Here is an 11,636-nt window from a genome sequence, read left to right as displayed (position 1 = left end):
GACTTAATTAAAAATTTTGCTAGGAAATTATATTTGTTTTCGCAGCTTTATATTAATGAACAGAAGCCGGCAGTTTATATGAATTGTTATATTGCTAGTATTAAATTCCCAAAAGTAAGTAATAATGCCGGGGAAATTGAAAAAACCTTGAATATGTTACTTTCACAAAATAATAATTATTATTACCGTGAATATAGCAGCACAGAACATGATTTAGAAAATATAAGAAAATCTAACATTTTGCTTAATTTGCTAAGGAATGCTTTAGCAAAAAAGACTATGCGATTTGCTTATCAGCCTATAATAGATCGCAATACTATGAAGATTCATTATTATGAATGTCTGCTTCGTATACCTGATGAGAACGGTGTTTATATTTCCGTAGGTCCGATAATCCCTATTGCTGAAAATAAAGGATTAATTTTTATAATTGATCAAATTGTTTTGAAAATGACTGTTAACGAACTTGCCCGCAATCCAAACTTAATGTTAGCCGTTAATATTTCAAATATAGGAACGAGCGATGAAGCTTTATGGGAAATAGCGGAAAACTTATTAAAAACTCATAATGTTCGAGATCGCTTAATTATTGAAATTACAGAAACTTCTTTTAACGAGAATTACGATAAAATAACTTTGTTTATTAATAAGCTTCGCAAATACGGATGTAAGTTTGCGTTAGATGATTTTGGTTCTGGTTTTACTTCTTTTAAACAGCTTCAAAGTTTACCTATCGATATTATCAAAATTGACGGTAAATATGTACGTAGTATTACAAGTGATGTACAAAGTAGGTATTTCATAGAAAGATTAATTAAGATTTCGGAAGATTTAAATATTGAAACGGTAGCTGAGTTTGTAGAGAACGGAGAAATAGCTAAATTTTTAATTGATCTAAAAGTCGGTGGGCTACAAGGGAATTTCTATTCCGAAGCAAAGTTTGATAGGATCGATGTCATACCGCGACTTGATCGCGGTATCCATAAAAATAACTTTTAATATCAACGTTTAAGCTGGATACCGCGATCAAGTCGCGGTATGACACAGTTAACACTTGACAGCCTACATAAAAACCTTTATGCAGAACTCAACTTTAAATGATTAAACTTAGATGCTGTTACTTGAATTAAAAAAAACTAATCAAACTTTAGAAACTATACATTTTATAGGCATCGGTGGTGTTGGAATGAGCGGTATAGCCGAGATATTACATAATCTAGGCTATAAAGTACAAGGTTCTGATTTAGTAGAAAATTATAATACTAAAAGGCTTGCAGTCTATGGTATTAAAATATTTTTAGGACATGCTGAGCAAAATATTACTAATGTTTCGTATGTCGTTATTTCATCGGCAATTAACCCAGATAATCCTGAAATAAAAGAAGCGTTAGAACGTAAAATCCCGATTATTAGACGTGCGGAGATGCTCGCTGAGCTTATGAGATTAAAATGTTCCGTAGCAGTTTCGGGATCGCACGGTAAAACCACTACTACTTCTTTAGTTGCTTGTTTATTTGAGGCAGCCGGTTTATGCCCTACGGTTATTAACGGCGGGATTATCAATAATAGATCGACTAATGCATATCTTGGTTCAAGTAATTATTTAATTGCGGAGGCCGATGAATCTGATGCGACATTTATTCATATTCCATCAACTATTGCGATAATAACTAACATTGATCCAGAACATTTAGATTATTATAAAGATTTTGAAACATTAATTAGTGCTTTTAAAAGTTTTATTACCAATCTGCCGTTTTGCGGTTTTGCAGTTTGCTGTATCGATCATAAAATAGTTCGTAAGTTAGTAGATGATATTACCGAAAGGAAGATTGTTACTTACGGAATCGATTCGGAAGATGCTCATATTATAGCATTTAATATTAACACTGATATTGCCTCTTCTACTTTTGACGTAAAAATTAGTCTACCAAATGTACTAGGTACAACGATTATTGAAAAAATTACTATTCCAACGCCCGGAAGACATAATATTTTAAATAGTCTTGCTGCAATCGCTGTTGGGATAGAATTAGATTTCGGTATTAAAGCTATTAAAAACGGCTTCAATAATTTTAAAGGAGTGAAGAGGAGATTTACTAAAGTAGCTGAATATAATAGTGCGGTGGTTATTGATGATTATGCTCATCATCCTGAGGAAATCAAAGCAACGCTTGCTACGGCTAAAAATATAGCAAATAAACAAAACGGTAAAGTTATTGCTATTTTTCAGCCTCATAGATATTCAAGGATGCAGCATTTATTTGATGATTTTATGGTTTGCTTTAATGATGCGGATATGATTTATATTACCGATATATATGCCGCAGGAGAAGAGCCTATAGAAGGAGTTACAGGACAAAGTTTAGTTGATAAGATTACTAAGAATAAGCATCACGATAAGGCAAATTTTCTAGCAGAACTAGATGATGCGGTGGAAATTATTATAAGTAACGCAGATGCAGGTGATATGATAATTATGATGGGAGCAGGTAATATTTCAAGTTTTGCAAATGAATTAGATAGGAAGTTGTCCTCTCGTACTTGAGTATGCCAAGTCGTCATTGCGAGGAGGGGCAAAGCCTCGACGCGGCAATCTCATGAAACAGTACAAAATTCCTGAGATTGCCACGCAGCCTACGGCTGCTCGCAATGACGACTTCTAACAACGTCACACAAGAAAAAAGATAACAGTAAAGATATGTTAATTTTACCGATAATAAAAGGTGAGTATAAAAAGGACTATAATTTAAAACACTTAACATGGTTTAAAGTAGGCGGGAATGCCGAAATTTTCTTTAAACCTTTAGATAGCGAAGATTTAGCAAGTTTCTTAATACAAAATAAGCAAAAATTACCTATAACTACTTTTGGAGCGGGCTCAAACATTATTATAAGAGATGGCGGCATAGAAGGGGTTGTTATAAAACTTGGTCAGAATTTTAGTAATATTGATTTTATAGATGATAATCATTTGGTAGTAGGTAGTAGCTGCCTTAATTATAATTTAGCAAAATTCTGTCAAGCAAATTCTATTTCCGGTTTTGAGTTTTTAGTAGGTATTCCAGGTACTATCGGCGGCGGTATTGCTATGAATGCAGGAGCTTACGGCTCTGAATTTAAAGACATCATAGTTAGAATAGAAGCGATTGACTTTGCAGGAAACTTTCAAGCATTTACTAACGAAGAAATCGGTTTTAAATATCGTAGTAATAATTTACCAAAGGATTTAATTATTCTCAAAGCTGTTTTTAAAGTAAATAAAGGCGATAGTGAAAATATATTATTACGGATGAATGAAATAAATAATGCAAGATCATCGACGCAGCCTATTAAAGAGCGTACAGGCGGTAGTACTTTTGCAAATCCTGAGGGGCTTAAATCTTGGGAACTTATTGACAAAGCAGGACTTAGAGGCTATAGAATAGGCGGTGCTTCGATGTCGGAGCTTCATTGTAATTTTATGATTAATAACGGTGATGCTACTGCTAAGGATTTAGAAGATTTAGGTGATTTCGTCCGGCAAAAAGTATTTGAAGATAGCGGCATTAAGTTAGAGTGGGAGATTAAGAGAATAGGGAAGTCGCGATGAGGGTTTGTGTCATTCCGCGACTTTGTTGCATGGCTCGAAAAACCTACTCTATGTCATCCCCGCGGAGGCGGGGATTCAGAAAAATAACTTCAATATTGATACAGAAGTTACATATTTGGCAAAATAAACACATAAAAAACTTGTTTTTATGTGTTTTACTGGATTCCCCCGCCTACGCGGGAATGACATAAAACGAGCCATGCAACAACGCTGACTTGATCGCGGGATCTCAGGAGACAGCCTTTGATACAAGATCCCGCGATCAAGTCGCGGGATGACAAATAATAAAAGCAAATAATATGAAATATCAAACAGATTGGGTGGAACACTCTGTAGTCAAAACATTAAGTAGTAATGGTAAAAAGCATATAGCGTTAGTTGCGGGCGGTATGTCTGCCGAGCGTGAAGTATCTTTGGTGTCAGCTGAAGGAGTTAGTAAAGCCTTAATTGAATTAGGATATAAAGTAACCTTTATCGATATGGGAGGGGATATTGCAGTTAAATTACAAGAAATAAAACCTGATATTGTTTTTAATTGCCTGCACGGTACATACGGTGAAGACGGTTGCTTGCCCGGGCTGCTTAATATAATGCGGATTCCTTATACTCATAGCGGGGTGTTATCTTCAGCTTTAGCATTTGATAAAATACATTCTAGGAGCTGGTTTTTAACGAATGATATTAATATGGCAGAGAATATTGTAGTAAGTAAAAGCGATAATATAGGGGGCGATCCTATGAAGCGACCATATGTGGTCAAACCTCTTACGCAAGGATCAAGTATCGGTGTTGAAGTGATATTTGAGGAAGATAATTTTAATTTTGCCGATTATGATTTTCCTTATGGTGATCAGGTAGTAATAGAGAGATATATAAAAGGACGAGAATTGCAAATAGCGGTATTAAACGGCAAGGCTTTAGGAGCTTTAGAGATTAAATTACTAAAGAATCGTTTCTATGATTATGAAACTAAATATACCGAAGGATTTGCCGAACATTTATGTCCTGCTCCGCTACCGGCTGATTTATATGAGAAAGTGCTTATAGAATCGGAAAAAATTTATAAAACAATGAACTGCCGAGGTCCTGCTAGAGCAGAATTTATTTTAGAAGACCAAACAAACAAATTATATGCTTTGGAGATAAATACTCACCCGGGTATGACACCTTTATCAATAGTGCCGGAAATTGCAGCTTATGCAGGGATAAATTTTACTAACTTAATTGAAGAAATTATAAAGACGGCAAGCTTTGAATCATGAGAAAAAAAACAAGCTCAAATAAAAAAAAACAGACAAAAAAAGCTAATAATATCTCATTACGCCGAAAATTAGGGTTAATTTATAAAAAAACAATATTAGTAGTTAAAATTGCTTTAATTATTTTTATATGTTTGTTTGCTTTTACAAAATATTTTGCTTCTCTCAAGACCTACTTAACCACAAATATATATCAAACAACGACAAAACTTGGTTTTAAACTCGAGAATGTTATAATTGAAGGACAGCAAAATGTCGATGAGCCTACAATATTAAAGGTTTTAAATGCAAGCAACGGTAGTCCTATTTTTGCTCTTAAATTAGACGAAATTAGAAATAATTTAAAGAAAAATAAATGGATTAAGGAAGTATATGTCGGTCGAAGATTACCAAATACGATATATATCAAGTTATTTGAAAGAGAACCTATTGCTATTTGGCAAATCAATAATCAGCTTTTCTTGGTTGATGAAGAAGGTTACGAAATTAGTAAAAATATTCAGCCTTTTCCTCATTTATTACATGTTGTAGGGGAAGGGGCAAATATATATGCAGGTAAATTAGTAAGCGAGCTACAGAAATATCCAGCATTAATGAATAAAACTTCAGCTGCTATAAGACTCGGAGATAGAAGATGGGATTTAAACCTTAAAGGTAATATAAGTATTAAGTTACCTGAAAAAGATTTTGAAGAAGCATTAAAATATGTTGATGCACTCAATAAAGCTAACAAGCTATTTAACCAAAATTATAAGGTTTTGGATTTGAGAGATAGGAATAAGTACTATATAGAGAAGTACTGAGAATCGTCATTGCGAGGAGAAACGTAGTTTCGACGTGGCAATCTTGTCAAGCATCCTGAGATTGCTTCGTCGAATTACTACGTAATTCTTCTCGCAATGACGTTTTTGGAATAACAAACATAAAAAAATGAAAGAGAAAATATCAAATTTTGTGACACTTGATTTCGGCAGTAGTAAGATTGCTGTCATTGCTGCCTATATTAGTAAAAAAGGTGAAATTAAAGTAGCAAGCCAAAATTTGCATCATTCTAAAGGTATTAAATCAGGAGCTATATCAGATTTAAAAAATGCTGAAACTAGTATTGTTTCCGCAATTTATGCACTTGAAAAAGATTGCGGTAAAAATATAAAAAAAGTTATATTATCGTTATCAGGTGCGGATACTAAATCTTATTATATAAATTATACAATTAAAGTTAACGGTCAAACCGTAACGCAGCAAGACATTAAAAAATTACTACAAAAAGCATTACTTGAATTTAAAGTTAAAAACCAAGAAATTATTCATTATTTTCCTCTTGAGTTTACCCTTGATAATAATTCAGTTGAAAACCCTATAGGTATGTATGGTAGAGAACTTAGTTGCGAATTGCATATTGTGGCAGCTAGTTCAAATATGCTATCAAATATTGTACAATGTTTTGCTAAATGTCATGTTGAAGTCACAAATATTACTCTAGCAATTTATGCTTCTGCTATAGCTTGTCTTACGAATGACGAAAAAAATCTTGGTTCGCTTATCATCGATATGGGCGACAAAACTACTTCTCTCGGTATTTTTTTTGCAGGTAAATTAATATATACGGGGCATGTAAATATAGGTAGTTTTCATATTAGCTCGGATATTGCTAAAGTTTTCGGTATTGATCTTGTTACGGCAGAGAAATTAAAGATTTTATACGGTAACGCAGTTATACCTTTATTTGAAAAAGATAGCATTATAAATATGGATGATTTTCAAGTTGATACTCATCATAATTTAAATATTTCCGTAACAATTTATAAATTGGCTGAGGTAATAAGAGCAAGAGCCGAAGAAATATTATCAATGGTAAAAGCTGAATATGATAAAGCGACAAAAGGGCAGGTTGAAGTTTTTAGAGTTGTAATTACCGGCGGTGGGTCTCAGCTTAGAGGACTTAAAGAGCTTTCAAATAAAATTTTTGAAAAACAGAGCAGGATTGGTAAACCGGAGATTATTGCCGGTTTTACAGAGGATTATAATCCGGCGATGTACTCAGCAACTATAGGGATGCTAAAGATTCATGCACTAAAACAGCAAAAAGAATTTGCTCATATTAGATTTGATGAAAATAGCGGCTTCTTTAAGAAAGCTTTTGATTGGTTTAAGGAGAATGTTTAGAGATTATTGGAGAGATATCAAATCGTCATTGCGAGGAAAAATTGAAAATTTTGACGAAGCAATCTCAGAAGTATTATTTCATGAGATTGCCACGCTCCTTTCAGTCGCAGCGTTGTTGCATGGCTCAAAAAGTGTACTCAATGTCATTCCCGCGCAGGCGGGAATCCAGCATAAAGCGAGATACATCGAGCTTTTAATTTCAAAAATTTGCTGTATTTATACTTATTTTTTTGGATTCCCGCCTGCGCGGGAATGACATAGAATAAAAATTGTCTGGTACTATAGAATAAATCACGAGATGACAGAGAGGAATGACATTGCTAAGAATTAGTATTAGATTTCTGTCTAGAGCAAATTAGTATATTTCCTTTGACTTCGGTGATGAAGAGTCGGTCGCCTGTTTTTGCATCGATTTCGTTTGGTATAAGATAAGCATTCATAATAGCACCGGACCATTTTACTTGCCCCATAGTATCAGAAGAGACGGTAGAACTATAAACCTCTACCGCTTTGCCTATCATATCCGAGTAATTTTCTGTTTTATCAGTTTTATTATAAACATATTTTTTAAGAGGATAATATAATATGCAAAACCAAATAAGCGATAACATACCAAAAATCGTTATTTGATTTGTTAAGCTAACTAGAGGATAGTTATATACCACAAGAGTGTTTGATAATGCTCCAAACCCAAAAAATAAGAACCCGATACTTGGAGCTGCAAAAAATTCAATAGCTACACAAATTATGCCGATTATTAACCATATTTCTGTAAGGTAATTATTTATCATGAACATAAGTTTTTAAAAATAATATTACATCAGCTATGTCTTGCGGTTTTGATATACCGGCAAAGGACATTTTAGTTCCCGGTACATAGCTACTTGGTTTATGTAAGAAAGCAAATAAACTATCATCATCCCATACGCCGCCAAGTTTTGATAGAGCAGGGGAGTATTTATAGTCTGTTAGGCTTGCTTTAGGGCGACCAGCTACATCCCACAAGTGAGGTCCTAGTTTATTTGGACCGTCTTTATCAAGAGAATGGCACATTAAGCATTTTTTTGCTATCGCGCGGCCGTTATCGGCGTTAGCAGTCTTCATCAATTCCGGTATATTTACTGGTGCTTGCTCTAGTGCCGTAGTACCTTGATTTTCTGATGATTCGTGAACTGCAACGCTGTAACCGCGATGCAAAGTTTGTAAATTAGGTTTATACAGTATATTGGCAACAAACCCAACCATCATAGCAATTAAACTAGCAAATAAGATGGCTGCAACAATTTTATTTAACTCTTTTCCAGACATTTATTTTGTTTTTTTATTAGAATTTATACTATAATTTAAGTTGCAAGAGAAGTTAATTAAATAAATAAAAGAAAAATTTATAAAAATATTTGCTCTTTGGAGAAAAAAATAAATGTCTGATTCAAAAAAATCAAGTATTAGAAAAATATTTAATAAGTTGAAATCTTATTGGACCAGTTTTAGAGAAAGCAAAATAGGTAAAATATTATTTAGTAATAGCTTAAGTTATGCAGTTTCCGTAGCTTCTATAGCAATTGCAGTTTCCGGACTTTTTACTCCTATATCACCGATAATTATAGCTGTAGCTGTTGTTTCAGGTGTTAGCGTAGGAATTCAAGCTATAAACGAGACTTTAAAAGTGCATAGTTTGCGTAAACTTCATAAAGAGAATAATTTATTAGTACATAACAGAAATGCTAAAAGTCAGCAAGATTATATATTATCATTAGAACCAAGCTTAAAAGATATTTTGAAAAATGAATTATATACGCCGCAAACGGCAGGTAAGGATTCTACTCAAGATAAGTATCAGTTAAATGTAAATAAATTGAAAAGTACAGGACGAATATTTAGAAATAATATAGGTGGAGCCGCAAATTTGGCTGCTTCTATTATCAAAGGTGCTAGCGGTAATGTGCTTGATATATTAAAAGCTACGGGTTACGGCATAGTTACGACCGCATCATTAATTATCGACGGTCTTACTGAAAAGGAGAAAATAGAAATAAAAGCAATATTTAAATTAAATATAAATGAAGAATATAAAAAATAAGATACTCCCACATATGAAAATTTAGAACAATTAGAGAATTATACTAAGAGTCAAGTATTACAAACATTAGCTTTAAAAAAATTAATAACGGATAAGAATTATTGGAGTATGAATAAAGACCAAAAAATACAAAAATTTCGAGAAATAAGAGGCAGTTTTAATTTTGAAATAAAAAGAAACGGTTTAGAAGAATTTTTTAGAAAAAATAAAATAACAATGGATAATAGAAAAGAGAGTTATGTTAAAGATATTAAAAATGTAATGAATCCATTTTATGAAAATCCTAGTAAAGCCGAAGGATATAGCCCTTTAACTAAAGCTATGGATAAAGATAAAGTTAATAATGCTGAAACAAAAAAGACACAAAGTGTAAGGTCAAAAGTGACGCAAAAAAGGAAACGAAATTTAACAATATGAAATGATTATTATAACTCACTGCTAGTTACAAATTTGTAAGAGGTAGTATCGCTAAATATTTTATGCAATAATTCATTATTAAGAGCATGGCTGGTTTTATAGCCATTAATTGCACTTACAATGTTAGTACCGCTGGTATATAAATCGCCGAATAAATCTAATAATTTATGGCGAACAAATTCATCTTTATAACGCAAGCCGCTTGGGTTCAAGATTTTATCTTGCTCGTCTATTCCTATCGCATTCTCAAATGAAGCACCTAGGGCAAGTCCTTTGCTTTGCAAATAATTAAGATGTTCCATAAAGCCAAAAGTTCGGGCATCTGCAATATTTTTAGTAAAAGATTCCTGGTCTGAAAAACTTAGATTTTGTTTGCCTATAGCCTTACTGCTAAAATCAATGGTTAAATCTACAGTCATATGACTAGAAGGAGTGCAATATAATTCGCAATCTTTATGAACTACCTGTATATCTTTTAAAATTTTCAGATATTTTTTAGGAGCATTTTGTAATTTTTTTCCTGCACATTCAATCATAAACACAAAAGGTTTACTACTGCCGTCCATGATTGGTACTTCAGGACCATCGATTTTAATAATTGCGTTATCGATTCCGCATCCCCAAAGTGCTGCCATTAAATGTTCAATTGTTGAAACTTGAACTTTATAATCATTGCTTATAGTGGTGGATAATAAAGTATCAGAGACGTTGAAATAACTAGCCTCAATATAGTTCATTTCGGAAGATATATCGGTTCTAATGAAGATAATGCCGGTATTTTCTTTAGCAGGCTCTAGAGTTAACTGTGTACGTTTTCCTGAGTGAACACCGATCCCGTAACAACTAACCGGTTTTAATAATGTACTTTGCTGCATGCGAGGCTATAAAAAATATATTTAAAATATTAATATTTTATGCCGAATTATACAAGCTATATTATGTTACAAAATATTACACATATACTCATATCACGCTTGTCATGCCGTGGCTTGACCACGGCATCTAGTTTAAAATACTAAAATTATTATTAGTTTAAATTATATTTCTGGACCCCGTGGTCAAGCCACGGGGTGACATTAAAATTTATACAATTTATACTTAATAAAATACCAAAAATGATAAGCCACAAAACTACCGACTACAGCAAAAACAGAAAATAAGAAATCACTGCCGTTAATAGTGCCGTAAGGTACATGAGATGATAAAGCTCCGGCATATATACCTATGCTACACATTGAAAAATATGAAAACAAAGCTGTTCTGAGTTCGTAATCTCTAAATTTATCAATTAATATTAAAATATTGCAAATATAAATGGATCCTAAACAACTACCGATTAGTATTATATATAATATATTAAGGTTTTTACTAGTTCCATGAAGCGGTAGTAAAATAAAGCAGATGAGTAAAATTATAGTTAGTGATAAATTAGCCAAATATTTATTTACTTTGCTTAAGATGTAGCATATAGGAATTATAGAAAAACAGATTGCTAGGAAAATATATTTTAGTATGAGTCGTAAATTAATTAATGCTAATTCTTTCTTTAATGCGAAAGCTTCATAATACCATAATATATCCAAGGTAACATAAGCAACTACGAAGCCTGTCAATAATTGTAATTCGACATTTTTTATTAAGGATGAGAATTTTGAATTTAAATTTAATTTATGAGATGTAGGATTATAATGCAGAAATTCTGTTAGAATATTGATGCAATATAACAACGCACAAATTACTATAGTATTATTTGTCGGTTTTATAAATGGATTTAATAAATCTACCATTAAGTTTCCAGCTGCCCATAACAACAATATACAAGCTAAAAAAAAATATTTCTTTTCTTTGCTACTCTCAATAATGTCTAATGTTATAGAGGTGAAATATGAAAATATTCCAAAATTAATTAAAATAAAATTAATTTTAATCAGGGTATAATTATTCAATAAAATTAGGTTTATTGTACAAATAATTAATAAAGATAAGCTAATTAAAATAATTTTTTTATTACTTAATTTATTAATCAACTGTGTTAAGGCAAAGCCTGCGATTATCGAGCCTATAAATTTAGTTTGATTTATATGATTTATTTGTTCTCCGCCTAGATTTTTATTTATCAGTA

At 32.4% G+C, this 11,636-nt stretch carries 11 protein-coding genes and 1 pseudogene; 8 read left to right on the top strand and 4 right to left on the bottom strand.

The window, feature by feature from the left end:
• The 7 genes from AC1Z7D_RS03635 to AC1Z7D_RS03605 all read left to right on the top strand — a co-directional run.
• On the top strand, window positions 1-999 hold a 999-nt coding region (locus tag AC1Z7D_RS03635), incomplete at its 5' end, for an EAL domain-containing protein (RefSeq protein WP_482602066.1).
• Window positions 1,000-1,111: 112 nt separating this feature from the next.
• On the top strand, window positions 1,112-2,548 hold the full coding sequence (murC, locus tag AC1Z7D_RS03630) for a UDP-N-acetylmuramate--L-alanine ligase (protein ID WP_482602064.1): 1,437 nt from the start codon (window positions 1,112-1,114) through the stop codon (window positions 2,546-2,548).
• A gap of 153 nt (window positions 2,549-2,701) precedes the next feature.
• Window positions 2,702-3,592 (top strand): UDP-N-acetylmuramate dehydrogenase, encoded by an 891-nt coding sequence (gene murB, locus AC1Z7D_RS03625; protein ID WP_482602062.1) that lies wholly within the window; start codon window positions 2,702-2,704, stop codon window positions 3,590-3,592.
• Window positions 3,593-3,891: 299 nt separating this feature from the next.
• Window positions 3,892-4,854, top strand: a complete 963-nt coding sequence (locus AC1Z7D_RS03620) for a D-alanine--D-alanine ligase (RefSeq protein WP_482602060.1) — start codon at window positions 3,892-3,894, stop codon at window positions 4,852-4,854.
• On the top strand, window positions 4,851-5,654 hold the full coding sequence (locus tag AC1Z7D_RS03615) for a cell division protein FtsQ/DivIB (RefSeq protein WP_482602058.1): 804 nt from the start codon (window positions 4,851-4,853) through the stop codon (window positions 5,652-5,654). Before AC1Z7D_RS03620 ends, AC1Z7D_RS03615 begins: the two co-directional genes overlap by 4 nt.
• A 127-nt stretch (window positions 5,655-5,781) precedes the next feature.
• Window positions 5,782-7,017, top strand: coding sequence for a cell division protein FtsA (gene ftsA / locus AC1Z7D_RS03610; RefSeq protein ID WP_482602056.1), 1,236 nt, complete (start codon window positions 5,782-5,784; stop codon window positions 7,015-7,017).
• Window positions 7,010-7,273 carry a hypothetical protein gene (locus AC1Z7D_RS03605; protein WP_482602054.1) on the top strand — a complete coding sequence of 88 codons (264 nt, stop codon included), beginning with the start codon at window positions 7,010-7,012 and terminating at the stop codon, window positions 7,271-7,273. Before ftsA ends, AC1Z7D_RS03605 begins: the two co-directional genes overlap by 8 nt.
• A gap of 64 nt (window positions 7,274-7,337) precedes the next feature.
• Here AC1Z7D_RS03605 and AC1Z7D_RS03600 read toward each other — a convergent pair whose 3' ends face one another.
• On the bottom strand, window positions 7,338-7,814 hold the full coding sequence (locus AC1Z7D_RS03600) for an NfeD family protein (RefSeq protein WP_482602052.1): 477 nt from the start codon (window positions 7,812-7,814) through the stop codon (window positions 7,338-7,340).
• A complete protein-coding gene (locus AC1Z7D_RS03595) occupies window positions 7,798-8,325 on the bottom strand; it encodes a c-type cytochrome (protein WP_482602050.1) in 528 nt (175 codons plus the stop codon). Before AC1Z7D_RS03595 ends, AC1Z7D_RS03600 begins: the two co-directional genes overlap by 17 nt.
• A gap of 112 nt (window positions 8,326-8,437) precedes the next feature.
• Here AC1Z7D_RS03595 and AC1Z7D_RS03590 point away from each other — a divergent pair.
• A pseudogene (locus AC1Z7D_RS03590) lies at window positions 8,438-9,514 on the top strand (hypothetical protein).
• 8 nt (window positions 9,515-9,522) lie between these two features.
• Here AC1Z7D_RS03590 and lpxC read toward each other — a convergent pair.
• The gene (gene lpxC / locus AC1Z7D_RS03585) at window positions 9,523-10,389 is read right to left on the bottom strand and encodes a UDP-3-O-acyl-N-acetylglucosamine deacetylase (protein WP_482602048.1); all 867 of its coding nucleotides are present in this window, start codon (window positions 10,387-10,389) and stop codon (window positions 9,523-9,525) included.
• Between the two features lie 201 nt (window positions 10,390-10,590).
• Window positions 10,591-11,636 (bottom strand): hypothetical protein (locus AC1Z7D_RS03580; protein WP_482602046.1); only part of this gene is annotated, 1,046 nt, incomplete at its 5' end.

The sequence above is a fragment of the Rickettsia sp. genome (assembly GCF_965035265.1).
The sequence above is the reverse complement of the archived record's forward strand: the minus strand, read 5'-3'. Positions and strand labels throughout refer to the sequence as shown.